Origin of the sequence: Streptomyces sp. NPDC051662, from assembly GCF_040681655.1 — a bacterium.
Lineage (GTDB): Bacteria > Actinomycetota > Actinomycetes > Streptomycetales > Streptomycetaceae > Streptomyces.
The window spans coordinates 402,371-426,116 of record NZ_JBFAZD010000004.1; the positions used below are offsets into that span (position 1 = coordinate 402,371).

18 protein-coding genes, 1 tRNA gene, 1 other RNA gene and 3 pseudogenes are annotated in these 23,746 nt (G+C 67.1%); 18 read left to right on the forward strand and 5 right to left on the reverse strand.

Features of this window, described 5'->3' with window-relative positions; genetic code table 11:
• Window positions 1-58: 58 nt before the first annotated feature.
• Window positions 59-1,180, reverse strand: a complete 1,122-nt coding sequence (locus AB0M67_RS09525; protein ID WP_365744324.1) for an endonuclease/exonuclease/phosphatase family protein — start codon at window positions 1,178-1,180, stop codon at window positions 59-61.
• A 276-nt stretch (window positions 1,181-1,456) separates the two neighbouring features.
• On the opposite strand from AB0M67_RS09525, the gene uppS reads away from it, so the two are divergent.
• From uppS to AB0M67_RS09540, 3 genes are all read left to right on the forward strand, one after another.
• Window positions 1,457-2,266 carry a polyprenyl diphosphate synthase gene (gene uppS / locus AB0M67_RS09530; protein ID WP_365744326.1) on the forward strand — a complete coding sequence of 270 codons (810 nt, stop codon included), beginning with the start codon at window positions 1,457-1,459 and terminating at the stop codon, window positions 2,264-2,266.
• Window positions 2,188-3,807: an oxygenase MpaB family protein gene (locus tag AB0M67_RS09535; protein ID WP_365744328.1), complete on the forward strand. Its 1,620-nt coding sequence runs from the start codon at window positions 2,188-2,190 to the stop codon at window positions 3,805-3,807. Before uppS ends, AB0M67_RS09535 begins: the two co-directional genes overlap by 79 nt.
• A gap of 1,014 nt (window positions 3,808-4,821) precedes the next feature.
• Window positions 4,822-5,349: a toll/interleukin-1 receptor domain-containing protein gene (locus AB0M67_RS09540; protein ID WP_365744330.1), complete on the forward strand. Its 528-nt coding sequence runs from the start codon at window positions 4,822-4,824 to the stop codon at window positions 5,347-5,349.
• Between the two features lie 132 nt (window positions 5,350-5,481).
• On the opposite strand, the gene AB0M67_RS09545 is transcribed toward AB0M67_RS09540, so the two are convergent.
• Complete coding sequence (locus AB0M67_RS09545) at window positions 5,482-6,159, reverse strand: YdcF family protein (RefSeq protein WP_365744332.1); 678 nt, start codon at window positions 6,157-6,159, stop codon at window positions 5,482-5,484.
• 133 nt (window positions 6,160-6,292) lie between these two features.
• Between AB0M67_RS09545 and AB0M67_RS09550 the strand changes: the two are divergent.
• Window positions 6,293-7,179 (forward strand): annotated as a pseudogene (locus AB0M67_RS09550) (site-specific integrase); the annotation flags it as partial.
• Between the two features lie 91 nt (window positions 7,180-7,270).
• Here the strand turns inward: AB0M67_RS09550 and AB0M67_RS09555 are convergent.
• Window positions 7,271-7,478 (reverse strand): annotated as a pseudogene (locus AB0M67_RS09555) (VapC toxin family PIN domain ribonuclease); the annotation flags it as partial.
• Between the two features lie 600 nt (window positions 7,479-8,078).
• Here AB0M67_RS09555 and AB0M67_RS09560 point away from each other — a divergent pair.
• The 6 genes from AB0M67_RS09560 to AB0M67_RS09585 all read left to right on the forward strand — a co-directional run bounded on the left by AB0M67_RS09560 (window position 8,079) and on the right by AB0M67_RS09585 (window position 12,872).
• Window positions 8,079-8,702 (forward strand): cyclic nucleotide-binding domain-containing protein, encoded by a 624-nt coding sequence (locus AB0M67_RS09560; RefSeq protein WP_365744334.1) that lies wholly within the window; start codon window positions 8,079-8,081, stop codon window positions 8,700-8,702.
• 149 nt (window positions 8,703-8,851) lie between these two features.
• Window positions 8,852-9,676, forward strand: coding sequence for a hypothetical protein (locus AB0M67_RS09565; protein ID WP_365744336.1), 825 nt, complete (start codon window positions 8,852-8,854; stop codon window positions 9,674-9,676).
• 910 nt (window positions 9,677-10,586) lie between these two features.
• Window positions 10,587-10,790: a hypothetical protein gene (locus tag AB0M67_RS09570; RefSeq protein WP_365744338.1), complete on the forward strand. Its 204-nt coding sequence runs from the start codon at window positions 10,587-10,589 to the stop codon at window positions 10,788-10,790.
• A complete protein-coding gene (locus tag AB0M67_RS09575) occupies window positions 10,787-11,089 on the forward strand; it encodes a DNA-binding protein (RefSeq protein ID WP_365744340.1) in 303 nt (100 codons plus the stop codon). Before AB0M67_RS09570 ends, AB0M67_RS09575 begins: the two co-directional genes overlap by 4 nt.
• Window positions 11,086-12,264, forward strand: a complete 1,179-nt coding sequence (locus AB0M67_RS09580) for a hypothetical protein (protein WP_365744342.1) — start codon at window positions 11,086-11,088, stop codon at window positions 12,262-12,264. The genes AB0M67_RS09575 and AB0M67_RS09580 overlap by 4 nt, the downstream gene beginning before the upstream one ends.
• Window positions 12,265-12,542: 278 nt before the next feature.
• A complete protein-coding gene (locus tag AB0M67_RS09585; RefSeq protein ID WP_365744344.1) occupies window positions 12,543-12,872 on the forward strand; it encodes a hypothetical protein in 330 nt (109 codons plus the stop codon).
• 252 nt (window positions 12,873-13,124) lie between these two features.
• Here AB0M67_RS09585 and AB0M67_RS09590 read toward each other — a convergent pair whose 3' ends face one another.
• Complete coding sequence (locus AB0M67_RS09590; protein ID WP_365744346.1) at window positions 13,125-13,373, reverse strand: DUF4145 domain-containing protein; 249 nt, start codon at window positions 13,371-13,373, stop codon at window positions 13,125-13,127.
• On the opposite strand from AB0M67_RS09590, the gene AB0M67_RS09595 reads away from it, so the two are divergent.
• The 5 genes and pseudogenes from AB0M67_RS09595 (at window position 13,302) to AB0M67_RS09615 (ending at window position 19,495) form a co-directional block, all read left to right on the forward strand.
• A complete protein-coding gene (locus AB0M67_RS09595; protein ID WP_365744504.1) occupies window positions 13,302-13,445 on the forward strand; it encodes a hypothetical protein in 144 nt (47 codons plus the stop codon). The genes AB0M67_RS09590 and AB0M67_RS09595 overlap by 72 nt on opposite strands.
• A 553-nt stretch (window positions 13,446-13,998) precedes the next feature.
• Entirely contained in the window at window positions 13,999-15,786 is a 1,788-nt protein-coding gene (locus AB0M67_RS09600; RefSeq protein WP_365744348.1) for an HNH endonuclease, read from the forward strand.
• 101 nt (window positions 15,787-15,887) lie between these two features.
• Window positions 15,888-17,738, forward strand: a complete 1,851-nt coding sequence (locus AB0M67_RS09605; protein ID WP_365744350.1) for a DUF2075 domain-containing protein — start codon at window positions 15,888-15,890, stop codon at window positions 17,736-17,738.
• A 269-nt stretch (window positions 17,739-18,007) separates the two neighbouring features.
• Window positions 18,008-18,457, forward strand: coding sequence for a hypothetical protein (locus tag AB0M67_RS09610; RefSeq protein WP_365744352.1), 450 nt, complete (start codon window positions 18,008-18,010; stop codon window positions 18,455-18,457).
• A gap of 267 nt (window positions 18,458-18,724) precedes the next feature.
• Window positions 18,725-19,495, forward strand: a pseudogene (locus AB0M67_RS09615) (DUF3987 domain-containing protein).
• Between the two features lie 48 nt (window positions 19,496-19,543).
• On the opposite strand, the gene AB0M67_RS09620 reads toward AB0M67_RS09615, so the two are convergent.
• A tRNA-Ser gene (locus AB0M67_RS09620) sits at window positions 19,544-19,631 on the reverse strand.
• Window positions 19,632-19,703: 72 nt separating this feature from the next.
• Here AB0M67_RS09620 and ffs point away from each other — a divergent pair.
• The 3 genes from ffs (at window position 19,704) to purD (ending at window position 23,568) form a co-directional block, all read left to right on the forward strand.
• Window positions 19,704-19,802: signal recognition particle sRNA small type (gene ffs / locus AB0M67_RS09625), an RNA gene on the forward strand.
• Window positions 19,803-19,853: 51 nt separating this feature from the next.
• Entirely contained in the window at window positions 19,854-22,181 is a 2,328-nt protein-coding gene (locus AB0M67_RS09630) for a DNA polymerase III subunit gamma and tau (RefSeq protein WP_365744354.1), read from the forward strand.
• An 82-nt stretch (window positions 22,182-22,263) separates the two neighbouring features.
• Window positions 22,264-23,568 (forward strand): phosphoribosylamine--glycine ligase, encoded by a 1,305-nt coding sequence (gene purD / locus AB0M67_RS09635; protein WP_365744356.1) that lies wholly within the window; start codon window positions 22,264-22,266, stop codon window positions 23,566-23,568.
• Window positions 23,569-23,746: the final 178 nt, after the last annotated feature.

Below are 23,746 nucleotides of genomic sequence, written 5' to 3' on the forward strand. Positions count from 1 at the left end.
AGGACCGGCGCCGGCCCGGTGCTCCCAGTTGGCCCGGTGCTCTCGGTCGGCCCGGTGCTCACAGTCGGAGTGAGGCCGCGACCGGCAGATGGTCGCTACCGGTGGGCGGCAGGGTCCAGGACGAGGCCGGTGTGACGCCCTTCACCAGAATCTGGTCGATCCGGGCCATCGGGAAGGAGGCGGGCCAGGTGAAGCCGAAGCCGTCGCCCGCCTCCTCCTGGGCCGGCCGCAGCTGAGAGGTCACCGGCCGCAGCGCGCGGTCGTCGGCGGTGCCGTTGAAGTCGCCGACGACCACGACCCGGGGCAGCGGCTCCGCCCGTACGGCATCGGCCAGTTTCCCGGCCGCCTCGTTCCGGCGCATCGTGGTGAAGCCCACGCTCGGGAGTACCCGTACCGACGCGAGGTGGACGGCGTACACGGCGACCGGCCCCTTGGGGGTGTCGGCGGTGGCCCGCAGGGCGCGGGTCCACGGCATGATCGCGACCGGCTCCACGTCCCGCAGTGGGTACGTACTCCACAGTCCGACCGTGCCCCGCACCGAGTGGTACGGGTAGACGTCGGCCAGCGCGCGCTCGTACGCCGGTGCCGTGCGCGCGGACAGTTCCTCCAGCGCGAGCAGCTCGGCCCCCGAGGAGGCGAGTTGCCGGGCGGTCGCGGCCGGGTCCGGGTTCTCGTCGTTGACGTTGTGGCTTACTACGGTGAGGTCCCCGCCCGTGGACCGTTTGTCCATGAGGACGCCGCCGAACAGCGAGCACCAGACGACGGCCGGAAGCAGCACGGCGATCCCGGCGGTCGCGGACCGCCGCAGCGCCGCCAGGGCAAGCAGCACGGGCACGCTCACGCCCAGCCAGGGCAGGAACGTCTCCAGCAGGCTGCCGAGGTTGCCGAACCCGTTCGGCACGCGGGTGTGCGCCGCCATGACGAGCGCGGACAGCAGCGCGGCAGCGGTGACGAGCCGCCCGCGCCGGGTGAGCCGCCGCCCCTCACGGACCGGGGCGGTGGACTCGCCGAACGATCGGACCTCCCGCGCGGTGGTCTCGTCGGCCTTCCGCGCTTCGGGTACGTGGGCCTCCCGTCCGGCGGTCTCGTCGGCGTCCCGCGCGGCGGCCTCGTCGGCCGTGATCTCCGGCCCGTCCTCCGCGCCCGCCCCAGCAGCACCACGTACCCGAAGCGCACCCACCGACAACCACCCCTCCCAGCCCGACGCACACGGGAACCCCGTACGTCCCCGAGCCTGAGAGAGGACCGCGTCCAGCCGATCAGGACCGTGCGTCCGGCACCGCGCGGATTTGTGTCAGCCAGGTATCGGGCCCGCTCCTGGCGAGAGGAAGACCGCCGCAATGCGCCGCATCGAAAATCGGACAGACGTACTAAGGGTGAATGCGCGGAGATTGCGATGTGCCCGGGGCCTGCTACCGGCAGTCTGCTGAGGGCCGATCGCGGGGGAGCAGCACGTATGACGGTTGAACGAGCCGACGCCGACGGCATTTCCGCCTTGTCGCCGGCCTCCGCACATCCGCGTCGCCCGGCCGCTGAGGACCGGCAGGGGAGCGTGCCACGTCATGTCGCCTGCGTCATGGACGGGAACGGCCGGTGGGCGGCACAGCGGTCATTACCCCGTACGTCGGGTCACCGGGCGGCAGAGGCAACGGTGATCGACGTCATCGAGGCGGCACGGACCGCGGGCGTGGAGTGGCTGAGCCTGTACGCCTTCTCCACCGAGAACTGGCAACGCCCGGGCAGTGAGGTCGATTTCCTCATGCGACTGGTGCGCCGCGTGGTACGCAAACACGCCCCGCTGCTGCACGCGCGCGGCATCCGCTGCCGGTTCCTCGGGGTGGCGGACCCGAGGATCCCCGCACCGCTGGCCCGGGATTTCACCGACCTGATGACGCTGACCAGCATGAACCGAGGCATGACGCTGACCGTGGCGTTCGATCACGGCGGACGCAGGGACATCGTCGAGGCGGCGCGGTCCCTCATCCGCGGCGGGGTGCCGGCCGACGCCGTCGACGAGCGGGTCTTCGCCGCGCATCTGCCCTTTCCCGACACACCCGATGTGGATCTCCTCATCCGGACCTCCGGCGAACAGCGCATCTCCAACTTCATGCTCTGGCAGGTGGCCTACGCCGAGTGGATCTTCCCGCCGGTGCTCTGGCCCGACTTCCGCGCGCCGCACTTCCTGGAATGCCTGCACACCTACCGACAACGCGATCGCCGCTTCGGCGGCGTGACGCCGCACGCGAACGGAGAACCTCACCCGTGACGGATACAGGCCCCAGCCGCCCCGAGGGCACGCGTTCCGAAGCCCCCGACACCCCCGGTGACCCCGCACGGGGTCCGGACCCCGTGCGGCCGGACCCCGCCCGGCCGGACTCCGCGCCACAGCCCGGCTCCCTGTTCGGCCCCGACGCGCAGTTCTACCGGTTCTTCAACGATCCGCGCTGGGCCCTGGCCGTACTGAGGGCCACGGTATTGGAGGCCGCCCACCCGCAGATCGGCGCGGCGCTGATCGACAACTCGACGTTCGTGGCGCACCCGTGGCGACGGCTGCGCAACACCCTCGTCAGCCTGCAGCGCATGTTCGGCGCCGACGACGACACGCGGCGAAGGGAGGCGGCGCGGCTCAACCGCCTGCACGCGAGGCTGAGCGGTACGGACGCGCGGAACCGGCCCTACGACGCGATGGACCCCCGGGTCCGCGCCTGGGTGGTCGCGACACTGTTCGAGAGTTCCGTCACCATGTGCCGACTGAGCGGGCAGCCGCTCGACCGGGCCACCATGGAACAGCTCTACGCCGAATTCCAGGCCTACCTCATGGCCTTCGGGGATCAGGCCGGTCATCTGCCGCCCACATTGAAGGAGTTCTGGCAGTACTACGACCACACGGTCCAGGAGGAGCTGGAGGACACCGAGGCCCTGCGCGTCATCCTCTACAAACTCTTCGACCATCTCCCGGCGCCGCCCCTGCTGGACGGCCTGCCCACCGTATGGGCGGCGGGTCGCGCGCTCGCCGGTCCGGTCCTCGGTACGATCACCGTGGCGTCCCTCCCCGAACCCTTCCGCCGACGGGCCGGTCTGCCCGAAATCCCCGGCGCCCAGGCGCTGATGCAGAGCGCCTACCTGGGCGTCGGCCTGGCGCGCTTCCTGCCCGACAGCTGGCTCAAGGCGGAGAACATCACCAGCCTGCTCTACCTGTCCTCCGACAGCGACGACCCGCGCGTCGCGACGCTCAACGAGCTACGCGGCCGGATGAAGCGGGCCGGCGCCCTGTTCCGGCTGGTCACGCCCTTTCCGCCGGAGGACGGCCCGGCAGCGGGAACCGAGCCGCGGCGGAGCGCCGAGGAATTCTTCACCGCGGTACTGGACCAGACCGGGAACGGCTACCTGGACTGGCCCGATCTCGCCGCCATGGCACGGGAGTTGTCCTCCCGCCTCGATCTGGACGAACCGGAGGAGACCAAGCTCTACAACGCGTACGCCGAGTGGTGGAGGGAGCTCCAGGCGGCTCTCGACGTCGACGGCGACGGCCGCGTCAGCAAGGAGGAGTACGCCGCCGCCGTCCCCTCCCTCGCCGGGCCCGCGCTGATCAGGGTCGCCGAGGTGCTCTTCAGCGTCACCGATACGGACGGCAACCAGTTCATCGACGCGGACGAGTACCGGGCCCTGTTCCGAACGGGATTCCGGCGCACGATGGCCGACGCCGACGCGACGTACTCCCGCAGCGCGTTCGTGAAGGACTTCCTCTCCTTCATGTCGGGTCGCCGCCACTCGACCGCTTTCGACCCGCTGCTCGCGGAGGCGTAAGGAGGACGCTCCCGGCCCGCTTGAGGGGCCAGTTGGACATCTCGCGTTTGATGCCGCGGGGGCAGGTCTGATGGTGGCGGGCGGACAGGAAGACCACGCGGGGCTCACCGCATCGCGCGCGTGCTGCGCCGGGCCTGGTCCAGGACTCGCACGCGAAGAAGGCTCTGACAAGTTGAGACTGGTCAGGGCCTTCTTCGTATCGCCCGGTGAGAGCAATGGCAGAGGATACGGGATTGGAACTCGTGAGGGGTTGCCCCAATACGCCTTTCAACTGTGCGCATGAAAGTCCGAGGATGTCCGTGGGGGTTCACGCCGCAGATGAGACACCCCAAGGCTGAAGCTTCATCGGACAGTTGGGGCGGTGTGCGCCTCAGTTGGTCATCTCGGCGCTGCTACAAACGTGAAAGTGGCCAGACCCAGCAGGCTCACAACGCAGTACCGAAACGTGTTTATCGCTGATCTGAGATGTCGGTGCCTCTGTGAGTGCTGAAGGATGTCCGTCCATAGTTCCGCAACAGCATGGCCAAGGATCGATCTAAGCTGAGATCGCCAACTTTCCTAGCGAAGTCACTATGGCCGTCAACGGACGTGAGAGTGTCGCCCCAGTTGAATAGAAATCTGGACGGGATCTCAGCTGAGTGCAACGCCCGCGTTGTTTTGCGTGCCGCGATCGCGTTGATCGAGCCCCAGAGGCTTCGCAGGATGAGCGACAACGTCAATACGGTAAGGGTGCCAAACAGGGACTCAATCCAAAAATCGCGAGGCGCCTTAGTGGTCTGCAGATGATAGTTCACCTGAACTGGATATTGTCTCGTCTTTGCTCTGGCCTGGGATCGATAGCTTCGGCAGACTCTTACCTGGTTCCGGTTGCTTGGCGCGGGATGTCCCAGCCATTGTATTGCCCCCCCTCTTTGTCCTGCGGGTGCAGCTCGGAGTGGTCAACTCACGGTCCATCCAATCCAACTTCATCGGTCGACTAGCCTAGGGGATAACGGAGCGGAAGGTCTGTTTTTCATGGAAGAGCGAGTGGGTCGTTTATGTGCAAGGCGGGATGGAGCGGCTCAAATATTCATCAACTACCGCAGAGAGGGTGGAGCTTACGCTGCGGCCCTACTCGACGAATTGCTGTCAAACCGCTTCGGGGAGATTCGGGTTTTCCGTGCCGCTAGATCCATAGCGCCGGGATCGGATTTCTCGAACTCAATTCTCGAAGCTGTGGCTGCGTGTGAGGTATTTCTTGTGATCGTGGACGAAGGTTGGTTGGGAAAATTCGACTCTGGGACCCGTGATTATTCTTCTGGGCGGGACTGGGTGTTGCGAGAAATTAAAGAGGCATTTAAGTATGAGCGAACCGTGGTTCCCGTACTGCTCTCCGGGGCTAAGCGTCTGGATGAGAATAGCCTTCCGGAAACCCTGGCTCGCGTGGCAAGGCTGCAATATTTGAGATTTGACTATCGAAACATTCGGCAGGATGTCAACTTTATAGCCGAACAGCTTATCAAGCTTTGCCCGAATATTCGAAGCGTTCGAGACGACTGCTAAGACTTCTTTCATTTCTGACCGCCCTACACGGGCTCGCCGATCCCATCGACTCCTAGCGTTACCGGATGTGGTTTTACGCCTGGGTGTACAAACTTTTGCCCGCCAAGGCAGATTGGGGAAATCTCAACGCCCTCAAGAGGTCTGGGGACTGGTGCCAACATCTGTCGGAACGAGTCGGCTCGTGAATCCACGCGACACGAGCCGCTCGTATGCCTGCGTCACGTCGCCGGGCACCTCCTGCGGCACCGTGAACCCGTGCATTGGATAGATCAACAGCCGTTGCAGCGAACCCACCAGCATGTCGACCACAAAGCGCGGGTCCTGGATCGAGTCGACGTATTCAGGGAGCGTCATCGAGGTGGAAGCGCATACGAATTCCGCCTCAGGCCACAGCTTTCGGGCGGTGGCGTAGGCCCGCCGTTCCTCGTACGGCTTGCTGACGAGCAGCACTGAGGACACTTCGATCCCGCGCTCTTCGAGTAGCGAGCGGGACAGGGTGATGTTCTGCCCGGTGTTGCGTGCGTTCGGCTCCACAAGGATGGCGTCCACCGGCACGCCCAGTTCGAGCGCCCGGTCTCGGTAGTGCTCGGCTTCACCGCGCGGCATGCGGCCCTTGGTTGTCTGGCTGGTCGCGCCCGTGAAGACGATCAGCGGCATCATGCCGCGCCGGTACAGGGCCACGGTGGTGTCGGCCACCCCCAGATCGTGACTGCCCAGACCGACGCCGACCGAGCAGGGGCGCGGTTCGTGGTGCATCTGCTGGTAGTCCCACAGCAGTCGAGTGTGCTCCCAGTCCTGTATGGAGATCACGCCGAACCTTCCTTGCCCTTGCACTTGCCCTGCTGGCTGGCGGAATCGGGAACGTCGAATTCATACTCCCACGCAAGGCGGGAGGCGGCATGGACGCCGACAGCTAACTCAACCACTTTGCCGTCCGCAGTGTATGCGGTCCGGTGCAGTTCGACGACGGGTTCGCCAGCACCTGAACCGCCCGACGCGCAAGGGACTGGTGGGCGAAGTCCGGAAGCTGGAGAAGCAGCGCGACCAGGGTTCGGCGCAACAGCCCGGTAAGCCGTGGACGGTTGAGAAGTAGCTGTTGCACTGGCTTGAGAACATCGCCAAGCCGACCCTCAGCGAGAACACCTACGACCGCTACGAGGTGGCCGTTCGCGTGCATCTCCGTGCCTGGAGTCGGCAAGCACCTGGAGAGCCTGTTTCGCCGCGTGCAGGCGACGGGGAGCGCAAGGGGCGGCACGGCCCGCCAGGCTCACCGCACTGGGGAACGCTGCCGCGTTGGCGAAGCCGCCACGGACGGAAGAGGACGAATCAGAGGTTGAGCCCTCCTCTGTGGAAGAGGCTCACTGCCTGCAGCTCGAAGCCAACGAGCACTGGAACAGTGTCCGTTGGGTGCTGGCGCTCGGACTGCGGCGAGGTGCAGGTCCGGCGCGAGACCACGAACACCAAGTCCCGAGCGGGCCGGCGTGCCGTACCCCCGCCCGGCCCGCTGGTCTCGATGCTCCGTGCCATGTCGAGACACAAGCGCGCGAGCGTAAGGCGGCCGGTGACCTGTGGGTCGAGTCGGACTACGTGTTCACCAAGCCGCTGGGTGGCCCCCTGAGCCCGAACATGGACTACCACGACTGGAAGCGGCTGCTGGAAGACGCGGGGGTTCGGGACGGTCGGCTGCACGACGACCAGTACACGGCCGCCACCGTGCTCATGCTGCTTGGTCTTCCGGCCCGGGTCATCAACCAGATCACGGGGGAGGGTGAGCCGGGCACCTCCGCAAGCATGCGGGCGCGGTACCTGCATGTGCCGGACGCCATGCTCATACGAGATTCGAACTCGTGAGGGTTTGCCCCCAACATGCTTTCCCACTGTTCGTGTTGGGGTTCGGGTAAGTACGGAGACTTCGTGACCTGCGGTGCAGGAGGGGCAGCCCCCTATAGCTCGGCGGTAGCCGCAACAACGAGATCCAGTGCGCCTGCACTGCGGTGCTGCTGGTGCTGGGTCAGCAGCTCCTGGATCTGCCAGGCCCGGTCGTACGCTCGGCCGTCGACGGGTACCCAGTCGAACAGCGACTGCATGTCCGCGATGCCGCGTGCGCGGTCTGCGGCGGATCCGGCACTGATACGAACTCCAGCTTGGTGGTCGAGTAAGTGGCGATGTCTCGGGCACCTGGATAGCTCACCGCACCGTTCAGGTGCTCCGAAGCCGACCAGACCCACCACCACGGTCCGCGTCCACATCAACCACTGACGGCCGTCCGGGCCGTCACCCGGCGTCGCCAACCACGCGCGTCCCAGCGCGTCCAACGCCTCTCGTGCGACATGTCGTTGGCGCTCCCGAGACGCGCGGAAGGGCTCTGACGAGCCCGACCGGCTGGGTGTAACTCGCCAACAAGCCATGTCGACTGTCCGGCGATTGGACGGGCGTGCACCGCGCCAGTGGTCCCAGCCTTTCCTGCACGCGTTCTCGAAACGGTGTTGAATCTCCGCACAGAGTTCGCCATTTCGAATTTCGGGCGCTGGGTGAATTGCGCAAGGTTGGAATGCGTCGACCCGGCAGGCGTGCGGAGGCGCTTGAACTGCGGGTGGGTATGCAGGGCGCCCGATTTCCACGCCCGCACGCCCTGTTGTGGAGGCTGCGGGGGATCCATAATTGATCCCAGGGCAGTGAGGAAGTGATTCTGGTTCCGTCGGACAATGCAAAAGTTCGGAGAGAATTCGATGGATGTTGATCGCTGGTGGGAGAAGATATTCGATTCCGGGCGGACCCTTTCCTACCGGTCAGGTCAGCCCATGCTCCTGAAGGGCAGCCAGAAGGGAAGTGTCCTGCGGGTGGTCGAAGGGTGGGCCCTGGTGACTGACCCGCACCTGGACGGCACGCGCACCTTCCTCGAACTCCGTGGCCGGGGGCAACTCCTGGGCGAGACCTCGGCCCTGTCCGGCGGGCCACGGAACGCGGATGTGACGGCCGTCTGTCGCACCGTCGTCCGAGCCGTCGGCAGCGAACGATTCCTCGCCGAACTCAGGCGCAACGATGTTCTGGTCGGGATGCTCCTGCATGCACAAGAGCTCCACCGAACGACCAACGTGCGGGCCGGCCTGCGGCGCTTCGGAGTGGTGAGTGGGCTGAGCGGGCTGCTGCTCGACCTGACCCGTACTGTCGGTGCACCCGTCGTAGTGGGGATTCCTCAGAAGGTGCTGGCGTGCGTCCTGGGGGTGACGCCCAGGACGCTGTACGACGCGGTCGCCGAGTTGGAGCGACGCGGCGCACTCTCGGCGCGCTGGCCCGTGGTCCACATCACGGACGAGACCGTACTGAGGGAACTGGCGCACAGCGACGAGTGAGAGGGAGCCCGTGCTCTCGGGGGCGCATGGCTGAGGAGTGACCGGCGTCACCGGACGGCTCGGAAGTTTTGCTGCCTGGTGGGACCGCCGATTCCCGATCGTTGAACCGGCCCCGCAAACCCGGACGCCTCTTGGAAGGGATCTCCGTCATGCCCGAACCGTTCCGGTCAGCCATGCCCGAAAGCCGTCCGCTACCACCGTATTTCGGTCTACTGGCCGTGGATGCGAAGGATTCGACCCGGCTGCCGTCCGTGCAGCACGCTCCGCTCAGCAGAGCCATCGCCGAAATCATCCATCGCAGCCTCGAAGCCGCCGGACTGAAAGAAATGCGTAGAGAATTCGAGAACAATTCCGGCGACGGTCTTTCCTTCGGTTTCGATCCGTCATGGGTTCCGTTTGTCATCAGCCCCTTTACGGAAGTGCTGAACAAACTTCTCCAGCGACACAATGCCGGGACCGGCCCGCGCATCCGGCTGCGGATGAGCGTCCACATCGGGCCGGTGCCTGTCACGCCAGGGCTGCCCGGCGACGGCAACGCCGCACCGCGCAGCGAGACGCATCGCCTCCTGGACTCCGAGCCCGCGCGCAGTTGTCTGGCCCGCGCGGACGCACACGCCACGCCCCTCGTCGTGATTGTCTCAGACGCCGTCCACCACGCGGTGGTCGTTGGTGGTTACTGCGCTCTGCAGCGCTCCCGCTTCACCGAAGTCCGGGCCGAGGTCGCGGGGAAGGACTTCGCTCAGACCGCCTGGATGTACGTACCGTCCCCGTCCGGCGAACTGCTGCACCAGCCCGCCGCGCAGCCCGAGTCCGCGAAGGGGTTGGCAGAGGAGGCCGACGATGCCGTCCCGGCAGGCCCGCAGTCGTGTCGAACCCGCTTCCAGCATGTGGAGTACGGAGTCGCCGTCATGGACAGCACCATGCGTGACGTTCACCATCACACGGTGCACCACCAGGGCCCGGGCCGCCTGTGAGTACTGCGTCGGACCGCGTCGATCCTGACGAGGACAGATGCCCGCCCCTCCTCGGTGCGCAGTACGTGGGCTGGGGTACCGCCATCCGCGAGGCCTCGGCCCACCAGATCACGATCAACAACACCTTTGCCGCAAGCACGCAGAACCCGTGGCCATTCCGGGCCATGCCCTACGGTCCGGGACCCGGCCCGTTCCAGGCCCTGCGACGGCTGCGGAGCTTGACCAGCCAGCTGGTCGTGTTCGCCGACTGTCTCCATGCGGCGGCCGAGGCCCTTGCGGCCCTCTCCCTGCCGTCCGAGGACCCGGCAACACCTTCGTCCTACTCCTGTTCCTCCGGTGCGCCGGGCCTCGATCGAAAGAATCGACAGAGGAGAAGCATGTGACCCTGCTGAAGTTCACCAGCCTGTTTGACAACGTCGAGGCGCACGTCGATACCCTCTCGGACCACACCTCCGCCAGTGCCTTGACGGGCGCTGGGTCCCCGGCCATCGCGTTGCGGGAGGCTCGGGCGCTGGTCCACGGGCCGTCGCGCCACGACGCGGCGGCCCAGGCGGTCTGGTGCGACGTCCTGGGCGAGGCAGCCACAGACCCGGCCCCCGGCAGTCCTTCGGCTCTCCTGCTCGTATGGTTCGCTGCCCCAAGACTCCGCCGCACCGTACGCCGCATCTCCTCGTACCTTCCGGCCGATCGTGCCGATCTTGAGGCCGAAGCGGTACACGGTGTCTTGGAGGGCGTCCACAACGTGGATCCGCTGGCCGCCGGCGCCGGTGAGCGCCTGATGCGGGCGGCTGCCACCCGGGCTTGGCGATTCGCTCGGAGCGCCGTACCTGAACGCGCCATCCCAGATCCTGGCCTGCTGCCGGGGGACATTGCGTGGCCGTCCGGGGACAGTTCCCCGACCGGCTGGGTCGTGCACATCACACCCCCCGACCGTGCCGAGGGACTTGCCGCCCCGCTCCTCTTCTGTGCGTCCAAGCAGCACATCGAGGGGGAACGCCTCGGTGCGCTCGCCGAAGGCATGGGGCTGCGGGACGTGGTCCACCGCGCTCGCCGCCCCCGTCCCGGGCGCCGCATCGGCACCCTGACCCTCCGCTCGTACGGGAGTTCACGATGAGCCGCACCGCCCGAGCCCTTACCTTCGCCGAGGTGTTCGACCTCCCGCTGAGCGTCGATCTGCGGACCGCCGCCCGTGCCTTCGCCATCTGCCCCGCCACCGCGTACCGGCTGATCCACCTGGGCCGCTTCCCCTGCCCGGTGGTCCGCCTCGGACACCAGTACCGCATTCCGACCACCTTGCTCATGCGGGCCCTCGGTGTCGAGAACCTCCCCGTCTACGCGGCGGACATTGAGGCTGGTGCCGAGGTGTCTGCCCTGATGAACCACGCCCATTACGAGCAGGAGGGGAGCCAGTGAGCACAGCGACCGACGCAGCAGCGGATGACCCGGACCGGATCACCGTACCGAGTTGCTTTGTGATCGGCCCCATCGGTGATAAGTACGCGGAGCACGGAAGTTCGGAGCGCCGGCTGTACGAGGAGTCACTGCGCGTCTACGACGAAGTGGTCCGCGCCGCCTGCCGTGAACATGGGCTGTCCCCGCTGCGCGCCGACGCCATCGCGGACACCGGGGAGATTACCGACCAGATCCACCGAAGGCTTCAGGATGACGACATCGTGATTGCCGATGTCAGCGGCGGGAACCCCAACGTGACGTACGAACTGGGCTTCCGCATTGGCCGCGGCAAGCCCGTGATCCTCATCGGCGAGAGCGGCAGACTGCCTTTCGACATCGCCCAGTTGAGGACTATCCGCTTCCGGCGGAACGAGTCCAGCCTGCATGAGGCCCGCGATCAGCTGAGCCGTGTCCTCCGTGAGGGCGTCACCCAGGGATTCCGGACCGCTGCCTACGTTGGTACGACCGCCTCCGGCCCGAGCGCGACGAACGAGGCGGACGACGAGGAGGTGGACGACGCGCTCGGCACCGTCGATCTGCTGGCACACGCCGAGCAACAGATGGAATCCGCAACCACGGACATCGAAGCAATGGGTGAAGCGCTCCTGCGGATCGCCTCGGTGGCGGAGGAATGCACGCCGGAGATGGACGCGGCCAACGAGGCCAAAGCGTCGGCGAGTGCCCGTCTTGCCCTGGTTGAGAAGTTCTCGACGGCCCTCGCGGAGCCAGCTGCCGCTTTCCGGGCGAGTGCCGACGCGTTTGTCGAGTGCATGGAGGGCATCGAGGCTGGCATCCACACGACGTTCGACATGATCGAGTCCCTTCCCCTGGACGAACGCGATGAGGACAGCATGCGTTTCCTCCAACAGACCATCGAATTGGTGGAGTCCATCCGGTTGGGGACGACACACGTCACCGAGTTCGGAGCGGTGATCAAGACGGTCGTCGGCTACTCCCGACTGCTCCGGGTCCCTGGCCGCGACATCGCCGTCGCGGTGCGTACGGTCGTCTCCGTCGCCGCCCGTATCGACTCCCTGGAACGCCGGGCCCGCGCCCTCCTCACCGCCTCCCCGCACTCGACGGACTGTGACACCGCGCCCTCCGCGCCTGCCCTCACCCACTTGACCGCCTCGTGACCCACCGGCACTAGGACGCGAGCCCCGCCCTGCCGCGGACGGCACCGCGCTACACCGCCGCGCCACAACGCCGATGGACCACGGCCAGCGGACGTCGAATGCCCCGATCGGTTGCCCGGTCGGGGCCCTTCGACGTATTGCCCGGCGAGAGCAGTGGCGGAGGACACGAGATTCGAACTCGTGAGCTGAACGGTCGTGAACGGCGCCGAGTGAGACGGAAACCGAGACGGGCGGCTGCGCCGGGCTCGATAGCATCTTCGCTGTTGAAGGGGGGAGTCATGGCACTGGTCCGCAAAGGCTCACGACGGATTGTTGTCGACGGCACGGCCTACCGATGGCGGCTGCGTGGCAGGCCGACCTACTTCCAGGGCCTGATCTGGTCACCATGCACGTTCGCTGTCGCGCATGCGGACACCCCAGGGACAACGCTCGTGGTGACCACCAACCAGCCGCATCCGAGCAATTGGTTCGGACATGAGGCCAAGCCTGTACTGCCGTCCGACGTTGCCCAGGCTATTCATCAGGCCCTTCGCATGGGTTGGACTCCAATGTCTCCCGGCTCCCCGTTCCACCTCAACCACTCCGCCGGCCTCATGCCCTCGTCCTGAGCGGAGAAGGCGGAGCCCTTGTTGTCTTTGGCTCGGCCGACGACAGTCGGCCACGACGGCGGGTGCGCCGACTGATCAAGCCGCGCGTGTGTGCTTCGGTGGCCCCCACCGGCCTCAGCCACGCTGCCTGGTGACGTCCACCGGAGCAAGCTGCGACGGCGGGGCGTGGACGTGGTGGCGAGGCATTGGGGCCGTGACTTCTTCGTTCCGAAGCGACTTGGGCGGGGGATTGGCCTTGGGCTGGTGCGCCGCTCACCTGCACTGATGGTCCGCAGACGTTCGCGCTCGCCCGCGCTGTTCATCGGCGTTGTCACGCACTTCGGCTGTCTCGTGATCAACTGGCGCGAGATCGCCATGGGCTGCCTCATTGCCGCCGAAGCGCACTTCGTGCGCTGCTTCCTTGAGGTGTCCGCGTAGTAGACCCAGGTTATGAAGCTCATTGATTTTCGCGATCAGGCTTCCTGTGGTGACGCCCTTCTCTTTCGCGGATGCCTCAACCACTGCACGGGCGAGCGCTACTGCAGCTCGGTCTGCCTTGATGGCGAGGCAATCGTGCGCTTCGACCGCGAGTGACTCGATGGCTGCGGGGACATCCGGGAACGCCCTGTGAGGTTCGCTGGGGGAAGCCAGCGTGGCTCCTGGGCTTGGGGGTGGTCCCAGAGGTCAGAAGGAACCTCGTCCCAGTCGTGCGTGGGCTGGAAGCCAGTCCGTCCGTAGGCGAGGATCAACCGACGGCAGTTGGCACATCGATAGGTCTCGAACCCGACGTTGAGGCGGCTGTCTCGATCGGAGGCCACCTCGGCACTGCCGACCGGTCTCATGCGAGCCAACCGTCCACACCATCCGCATGTCGTGCTCGCCGCGTAGCTACCTGCATCAACACCGGCTGCGCCAACGCCTCCGTGTATGGGACTTCCACGTGTTCGGTACGCGGTTGGGTCCTGGCGCCGGTCGAGACGGGCACCCCAGCGCCGCAGCCCGGACAGCGGAAGGACTCAACGGGGGGCGACAGCCTGCCTGCTGGCGGAGATGCGTGCGTCGCGGTCACATCTCGCGAGAGGGAGCTGAAGAAGATGGGACGTGGTGCGAGGGCGTAATGTCATACGATCCGATTAGCCTTTGAGGCATGGGACTGGGAGATGTTACGCGGCCGGGAGTTCTCGCGGCGGTGGGGGAGAGCAGATACCTGGGGCGTGAAGCCTTCCGGCGTCGCTATGGTTTCGGTCAGGCCACGGCGTATGAACTGGTGGTGGACGGAGATCGGTATGACTCCAAGGCCATAGTGGGCGTGGGACACATGTACGCCACCGGCATTCTGCTGAGCTCGGGTGATTTCAGCGGCGGTGCACACACGGTGGCGCGCCGACTGGATGCACTCGGCTTCACTGTGGCGGGGACCAGCTCCGTGGAGGCACCGGAGCCATACTTGCCGCAGTTGGTCCTGCAGCCGAGAGGCGGGCCCCATGTCCAGGGCCCGAAGAACTTCCACCGGTCGGTGAGGACAGGCGTCCCGATCGCAGAGATCCAGACGGCCCTCGGGAAGCAGCAGGCCAGCGTACTCAGCGACCTGTACGCGGACGGGATCGCCCGACTGTGGGGCTCGACCCCTGCCAAAAGGGTCAACGACCCGAAGGCGAAGGCGCTGAGGAATCGCCGTGTTGGCGATGATGTCTTCTTCTACGCCGATAAGGGCTTCATTGCTCGCGCCCGGATCCTTCACCTGTTCGACAGCCCGGTTGCGGCCCGTGCGATATGGGGCATCGACCAAGACGGCTCCACCTGGGAGCACATCATGGCGTTGGGGGCCATCGAGGAATTCCCGGAAATTGTGCCAGCCGCGCCGATCCTCCAGGATCTGGGTGTTCCAGCACCGCTGCGCTGCCTCACCCTGCGGTCGGCCGGGGACTACCGCCGCGTTGCCCACATGTTCCCGGAGACAGTCTCATCGTTGCCTCTGCGGCCTTCGTCTGAACCGTCCTCCGTTTCGAAGCCGATGACCGCGCTTGAGATGCTTGAGCGCATCGGGACTCTCAATACGCACCGCACCTCCAAGGGAGGACCTCCCAGCCGCCACCAGCCGCTGGCCCTTCTGTGGACGATTTCCCGAGTCGCTGCGGGAAAACCGCGCCTGGCTCCGTGGTCACGTTTTCGTGCTGAGGTAGGGCCGCTCTTGGCCGAGTTCGGGCTGCCCAGTTCCAAGGTCACTCCCGAGTACCCCTTTTGGCATCTGCAGGGCAGCGGTTTGTGGGAAGTGCTCGGCATCCCTGACGACGCCGGCGTCATGCCGCGGACCGGAGTTTTCGACACCCTTCAGCCGGTCGCCGGCCTGACCTGCGAGGCGGCCGAGATCATCAAAGATCCGGTCGCTCGTCTGGACGTTGTCGCGAGGCTGTGCCGAACCTATCTCGAAGGCGTTGATCGGCACGCACTGTTCGACGGGGTGGGGCTGTCCGGGTATGAGACTGCCGACGGCATGCTCAACCGCACTGTGGCGGCGATGGACCAGGCTGTCGATGTGGAGCGGGCGTCTGGCCCTGCGGAGCGACGCGAGTCGAAGTCTTCTCGTCTGGTTCGTGATGCAGCGTTGGCGCGAAGGGTGAAGGAGCTGCACAGCAACCTGTGTCAGGTATGCGGAGTTCGTCTGCAGTACAAGCGCAGCCCCTATAGCCAAGCCGCTCACATCCGTGGGCTTGGATCTCCGCATGATGGGCCGGACGAGCTGCCCAATCTGCTGTGTCTGTGCCCCAATCACCACATTCTTTTTGACGGCTTGGAGATCTACGTCGACGTGGACGGCATCGTGCGGTGGACTCATGGCGGTGAGCCCCTTGGCCCGCTTCGTCGGTGCCCATGCCATCCGCTCGACGCAGAACATCTCCGCTACCACCGGATGCTTTGCGCTCTCAGCGTCTGAATTCGCCCGCAGCTCCATTCGACGAGCTGCCGCCGCCCGTCGACGCTACCTGCCACGTTTTCTCGACGCCTTCTTGGAGGCTGCCCGTGCCCCTCGCTCGTATGTCCGCACGTGCGCTGCGCGAGCGCAGCCGCGCAGACTTGGTTGCGCACCTCACTGAGCAGTATCGCTGCGTACTCTTTCAGGACCCGTCGTCCGGCGAGTGCGGTGCCTGGCAGAACAGCCTCCCAGCCCTGGCGGAGGTCCTGTGCGACGCCGGGCTCGATGAGGTCGAAGTACTGATTGAGCAGAAATTGCCTCTCACCAGCCTGCGCGCCGACGCGGTCCTGGCCGGCTCGCACCCCGAGACCGGTATGCCGTCCTATGTCATCGTGGAGCTCAAACAGTGGAGCGAAGCGCGCCTTGTGCCGGATTCCGAAGACCTGTGCCTGGTCCCCAAAATGGGAAACCATGCAGCCCTGCACCCTGTTGCCCAGGTGCGGCGTTACTGTGACTATCTGCAGGATTTTACCAATCTGCTGAACGACTGCCAGGAGAGCGTTACCGGCGTCGCCTACCTGCATAACGCAGAAGATTTGGACGTCGACCAGCTGTTCGGGCTTCCCGATGCGAAGGCGCAGCTCTTCACGAAAACGACCCGCGGCGAACTCATACGGCATCTGCAGACCCGTCTGTCCGCGCTCAATGGGGCTCTTGAAGCGGATGCTCTTCTGGAGAGCCCAATTGCCCCTGGTCGCCAGCTCATGCGCGCCGCCTTCGACGAGATCACGCACGGCGGAAAGTTCCTTCTAGTCGATGAGCAGCAGGTGGCAGCATCCTTGGTGAAACGTGCGGCTGCCGCTGCGCGTCGAGCGGACCAGAAAGAAGTCATTGTGGTCTCGGGAGGCCCTGGATCGGGGAAGAGCTTGATCGCCCTTAACCTCATGAGTCATTTCAGCATGCACGGCAGGCCTGTCGTCCATGCAACCGGCTCCAGGTCTTTCACCACGACGCTCCGTCACGTAGTTGGCGAGAAGAACCCCAAGCTTCCGAAGCTTTTCCGATATTTCTTCGACTTCACTGCTGCTGAACAGAACGGACTTGATGTCTTGATCTGTGACGAGGCGCACCGAATCCGCCGCCATTCGGGAAAGGAAGGAACGCCGGACACATTCCGTGCCGGTCGCAGCCAGGTTGAGGAACTCATCGACGCGGCCAGGGTTCCGGTCTTCCTGCTCGATGAGCACCAGGTGGTGCGCCCGGGAGAGATGGGGAGTGTCAAGACGATTGACCAAGCCGCGCACGCCAGAGGCTGCATCGTCCGTCACGTCAATCTGAACGACCAGTTTCGGTGCGGTGGCAGTCGCGCCTACGAGAACTGGGTGCTTCGCCTTCTGGGACTGGAGCCAGGGGGGCCGGTGCCGTGGCAGCCGGAGAAGGATTTCGAGCTGCTCGTCGCTGACACTCCCCAGGAGATGGAGACCTATCTCCGCTCCCAGCAAGAGGCGGGCTACACCGCTCGCATGACTGCCGGCTTCTGCTGGCGGTGGAGCAGCCCGAAGAGCGACGGCAGCCTCGTCGATGACGTGGTCATCGGAGACTGGCGGAGGCCCTGGAATCTCAAGAGTGAGCGTTCCGTTGGCGGGGTGCCCGCATCCTCGCTGTGGGCCACGGAGTCGGGGGGAATCGGGCAGATCGGCTGTATATACACGGCACAGGGGTTCGAGTACGCCTGGAACGGCACTATCTTCGGCCCCGACCTGGTATGGCGTGACAATGGCTGGCGTGCCCGCAAGGCAGCGAGCAGAGACGGCAGCTTGAAGGAGGCTGAACCGGAGGAGTTCGAGCTCCTGGCGCGCAACAGCTACAAGGTGCTGCTGACCAGGGGGCTGGCTGGCACCGTCCTCTATTCGACCGACCCCGAGACGCATGCCATGCTGCGTGCACTCGTCCCTGGCCGGGCGAGTCAGTAGACCTGAGCACAGCAGCCGCGGCCATGCGCCGCACAGCCCTGATGGCGATCGGTCGCTGCGCTCCGCCGCCATAGCTGGGAGCACCTGGAGGACGACGGGGAACTTCTGATCCGTCGCTCTGTGCAGGTGGGTCGCCAGTGGTCATATCGGCCGCAGTAAGACCCGACGGGGACAGGGCAAGTCGCTGACGGTTGCTGTAGTTGCGGTACTCCGCTGCTGTACTGCTGGCTGAGAGGAAGAGCCGGTTGTACAGGACTTCAGGGGGACGCATGCAGTGGGCGACGCTTGTGGCAACAGCCGTGGGCACGGTCCTTGGTGTACTCGCCACGCTCGTTGCCGATCACGTCCGCTGGCGACGCGACCGCTCGGAGCGGGATCGTGACACGCTGCGCAACGCCTTCACGGAGTACCTCACGTGTCTTTTGGCAGCGAGGGATGCCTTCTCCCGAGCAGAAGCTTCACCCGAGCATGTAGGCAAGGGGCACGTTGCGATTGGCGAGCACGGAGTCTACGCAGCACAGCAAAATTTGGAACTTGTGGCCCATCAGACGCTCGTCGACAAGGCTGGTCGCGCAACCCTCTCGGTGCTCGACTTCCACGATGCGGTGGTTGCCGGCAAAGCCTCGGACTCCCAGGAGTACGTCCTTGCCTGGCGAGCCGCCCGTCAGGCCCGAGCAGCATTGATCGATGAGATGAAGAAGGCTCTGCAACGGACCTGACGTCGCCAAGTGGCGCCGTCTCATCGAGACCGGCACCCGCCTGATCGCGTACGGCCGCCGAGACGCGTCGGGCACGGATCACATCGCCGCCCAGGCCGCCGAGGAACTGGCCACGATCCGGGCAACAGACCGATGGCCGGCCCCGATCCCACTCGGCACACACGCGGCCCTACCCGTCTTTCCGGTATCCGCCCTGACGCCATGGATGGGGAACACGTCGCCGCCGTAGCCGAGTTCACCCAGACCCCACTGGACCTCGGCGCCACCATGGTGCTGGCCGCCGACTCCACGGCAGTGGGCGGCCGGGTGCATGTGGAGATCCGGCCCGGCTGGCGTGAGCAGTCCAATCTCTACCTCGTCTGGGCGATGCCACCGGCTTCCCGGAAGTCGGACGTGTTCGCCGCCATGACGGAGCCGATCTACGACGTCGAACGCCGGCTTCAGGAGGAGTCCCGCGCCCGGATCATCGAGGCCGAGACGGTGAAGGGAGCCGCACTCGCCGAGGCCGAGGGGCTCATGGCCAGAGCGCGCAAGCCCAGTGGGGCGTCGAAGCTCCGCAACAGCGCCCGCTGGGTCATCGCCCTGACGCTCGGCCTGCGTCAGGGCGAGGCGCTCGGGCTGATGTGGGAAGACGTGTACCTGGACGCCGGACACATCCGCATCCGCAAGAACCGTCGGCGCCCGGTACGAGCATGGGTGCGGCGACAAGTGCGGCCGGAAGCCCGGCTACGGCCCGGACCGCAGGCAGATTCGCCGGGAGCTCATCCCGAAGAACCGGACTATCACCGTTGGGAGCAGCTCCTGGAGGACGCGGGCGTACGAGACGGACGTCTGCATGACGCGCGTCATACGGCCGGGACCGTGCTGCTCCTCCTCGGGGTCCCGGATGTGGTGGTGGACGCCATCATGGGATGGGAGCCGGGCTCAGCACGGATGAGGCCCCGGTACATGCACGTCACCGGCCCCATGCTGAAGAACGTCGCGCACCAGGTCGGTGAAGCGCTCTGGTCTCGGATCCGCACGCGAAGAAGGCCCTGACCAGTCAAGACTGGTCAGGGCCTTCTTCGTATTGCCCGGTGAGAGCAATGGCGGAGGATACGAGATTCGAACTCGTGAGGGGTTGCCCCCAACACGCTTTCCAAGCGTGCGCCCTAGGCCACTAGGCGAATCCTCCGCCGCAAACAATACAAGACGCTGGGGAGTGCTCGCGAACTCGATCCGGGCCTCTCGCATCGGGTACTGTGTGCGGAGCCCCTCACGTGGCGCTATCTGACTGAACTCCCCCAGGGCCGGAAGGCAGCAAGGGTAGGTTGGCTCTGGCGGGTGCGTGGGGGGCGCTTGTGTTGGGGGTGGCGGCAGGGGGGCGTTGTCGTAGGGGGCCGATATCGTCGTAGGTGTGTCGTCCCTTGCGCTGTACCGCCGTTATCGCCCCGAGTCGTTCGCCGAGGTCATCGGGCAGGAGCATGTCACTGACCCGCTGCAGCAGGCCCTGCGGAACAACCGGGTCAATCATGCGTACCTGTTCAGTGGGCCGCGTGGCTGTGGGAAGACGACCAGCGCCCGCATCCTCGCGCGCTGTCTGAACTGTGAGCAGGGGCCGACGCCGACGCCGTGCGGGGAGTGCCAGTCCTGCAAGGACCTGGCCAGGAACGGGCCGGGGTCCATCGATGTGATCGAGATCGACGCCGCGTCGCACGGTGGTGTGGACGACGCCCGTGATCTTCGTGAGAAGGCGTTCTTCGGGCCCGCGAGCAGTCGTTACAAGATCTACATCATCGACGAGGCGCACATGGTCACCTCGGCGGGCTTCAACGCGCTGCTGAAGGTGGTCGAGGAGCCGCCGGAGCATCTCAAGTTCATCTTCGCGACCACCGAGCCCGAGAAGGTCATCGGCACGATCCGGTCGCGTACGCATCACTATCCGTTCCGGCTGGTCCCGCCGGGGACGCTGCGCGACTATCTCGGCGAGGTGTGCGGGAAGGAGCGGATCCCGGTCGCCGATGGGGTGTTGCCGCTGGTCGTACGGGCCGGTGGCGGGTCCGTGCGTGACTCGATGTCCGTCATGGATCAGTTGCTCGCGGGCGCGGCCGAGGACGGTGTGACGTACGCCATGGCGACGGCCCTGCTCGGTTATACGGACGGGTCGCTGCTCGATTCGGTGATGGACGCGTTCGCGGCGGGGGACGGGGCCGCGGCGTTCGAGGTCGTGGAGCAGGTCATCGAGGGCGGAAACGACCCGCGGCGCTTTGTCGCCGATCTGCTGGAGCGGCTGCGGGACCTGGTCATTCTGGCCGCCGTGCCGGATGCCGGGGAGAAGGGGCTGATCGACGCGCCCGCCGATGTCGTCGAGCGGATGCAGGCCCAGGCGTCGGTCTTCGGCGCCGCCGAGCTGAGCCGGGCGGCCGACCTGGTCAACACCGGGCTCACGGAAATGCGCGGCGCCACCTCGCCGCGGCTTCAGCTGGAGCTGATCTGCGCGCGGGTGCTGCTGCCCGCGGCCTTCGACGACGAGCGGTCGATTCAGGCGCGGCTCGACCGGCTGGAGCGCGGGGCGGGGGCGACCGCCTCCGTCGCGGGGGCCGCGTTCTCGGCCGGGGGGCCCGGTCCCGCCACGGGGTACGTCCCCGGGCCCGAGGCGCACGCGCCCGTATCGCCCGCCATGCCTGGACCGCCCGCGCCCGTACCGCCGGCCGCGCAGCATGCCGCTCCGGCGCCCGCCGTTCCGCAGCCGCCCGCGCCCCCATCGGCCCCCGCCGCCGCCCCCGCCCCCGTCGCCGAGCCGCAGCGGCCCGGTGCCTGGCCCTCCGCCGCGGCGCCGGAGGCTCCGGGGCGCCGTCCCGGCGGCTGGCCCACCGCGTCGGCCCCCGGACAGGGGCAGGGGGCCGCACCGACGCCGGGACCCGCGTCCGCGCCGGCCGCTCCCCAGCCCGCCGCCGCCGCGCCGGCCCCCGGGATGACACAGGGCGCCGGTCAGGTACGGAACATGTGGCCGGACATCCTGGAGGCCGTGAAGAACCGCCGGCGCTTCACCTGGATCCTGCTCAGCCAGAACGCGCAGGTCGCGGGGTTCGACGGCACGACACTCCAGGTCGGCTTCATCAACGCGGGCGCCCGCGACAACTTCACGAGCAGTGGCAGCGAGGACGTCCTCAAGCAGGCGCTCTCCGAGCAGTTCCATGTGCAGTGGAAGATCGAGGCGATCGTCGACCCGTCGGGCGGCACCGCCGCGCCCCCGGCCGGAGGCGGCGGAGGCGGTGGCGGTTACGGCGGCTCCGCCCCCGGTGGCGGCTATGGCGGGGGCGCGGGCGGCCCAGGCGGCCCAGGCGGCGCGGGCGCGCCCGGTTCCGGCGGTGGGTACGGGGGCGGTGGTGGCGGTTACGGCGGCGCCCCCTCCGCCTCGAACGCCGCCCTGGCCGCCCAGGCAGCCCCGCAGGCACAGCGCCCCGCCCAGCCCGCGCACTCCTCGCAGCCGTCGTCCGCCCCCGCGTCCCAAGGCCCGGCCGGTCCCGGTACGGCGCGATCCGAGTCCCAGCGCCAGAACGGCCCCGACCGCCCGGAGCGGACCGACAACAGACCCGTCACGCCCACGAAGCCCCCCGTGGCACCGGAGGACGACATTCCGGAGGAGGACGATCCGGATCTCGTCGACTCCGCGCTCTCCGGCCACGAACTGATCGTGCGCGAGCTGGGAGCGACGGTTGTGGAGGAATACACAAACGAATAGCGGTCCGTCTTTCGGCGACCCGTCCAAGACCGTCCGAGGCCCGCACACGGAGCGGCGCCCCGTCCCGGCTAGGCTGCCCCTCGTGAAGGTCCTTGTCATCGGCGGCGGCGCCCGCGAACACGCCCTGTGCCGCTCTCTCTCCCTCGACCCCGAGGTCACCGCTCTGCACTGCGCGCCCGGCAACGCCGGCATCGCCGAAGTGGCCGAGCTGCACCCGGTGGACGCGCTGGACGGTACGGCCGTGGCCCGCCTCGCCACCGAGCTGGAGGCCGGGCTCGTCGTCGTCGGGCCCGAGGCCCCGCTGGTGGCCGGGGTCGCCGACGCAGTACGGGGCGCGGGCATCCCGTGCTTCGGCCCGTCCCGGGAGGCGGCCGAGCTGGAGGGCTCCAAGGCCTTCGCCAAGGATGTGATGGCCTCGGCGAACGTTCCGACGGCCCGTAGCTACGTCTGCACCACCCCCGAACAGATCGACGACGCGCTCGACGCCTTCGGTCCGCCGTACGTCGTCAAGGACGACGGGCTGGCCGCCGGGAAGGGCGTCGTCGTGACCGCGGACCTCGCCGCGGCGCGCGCGCACGCGATCGGCTGCGACCGGGTCGTCATCGAGGAGTTCCTCGACGGCCCCGAGGTCTCCCTCTTCGCCATCACCGACGGCGAGACGGTCCTCCCGCTCCAGCCCGCGCAGGACTTCAAGCGCGCCCTCGACAACGACGAGGGCCCCAACACGGGCGGCATGGGGGCGTACTCCCCGCTCCCGTGGGCCGACCCCAAGCTGGTGGACGAGGTCCTGGAGACCGTGCTCCAGCCGACGGTCAACGAATTGCGCCGGCGCGGTACGCCCTTCTCGGGGCTGCTGTACGCGGGTCTCGCGATCACCGGACGCGGCGTACGGGTCATCGAGTTCAACGCGCGCTTCGGCGACCCGGAGACGCAGGTGGTCCTGGCGCGGCTCAGGACGCCGCTGGCCCGCGTCCTGCTGGCGGCGGCGGAAGGAGACCTCGCCGCGCTGCCCCCGCTGACCTGGCGCGACGACGCGGCGGTCACGGTGGTCGTCGCCTCGCACAACTACCCGGACACACCGCGCACCGGTGACCCGATCGAGGGCCTGGGAGAGATCGCGGAACAGGATGCACCCAACGCGTACGTCCTGCACGCCGGCACCCGGCGTGACGGCGACTCGGTCGTGAGCGCCGGCGGTCGCGTGCTGTCGGTGACGGCGACGGGCCAGAACCTGACGCAGGCCCGGGAGCGCGCGTACACGGCGCTGCGCCGCATCCGTCTGGCGGGCTCCCAGCACCGCACGGACATCGCTCGCGAGGCAGCGGAGGCAGCGGAGGCCACAGAGATCGCGGAGGCCGCGGGGACAGCGGAGACCGCGGGAGCCTGATCCCGTCCGCGGGACCGGGCGCCTGAGGAACGTACGGGCGCCCCGTCTCCCCGCCCCGGCACCCGCTGCCCCGGCCCCCCTGCCCCGCCCCCGCCCCGTCCTGCCCGGCACCCGCTGCCCCGGCCCCTGCCCCGCGCCCCGCCGCCCCCCGAGCACCCCGCCCCAGCCGGGCTGCCGC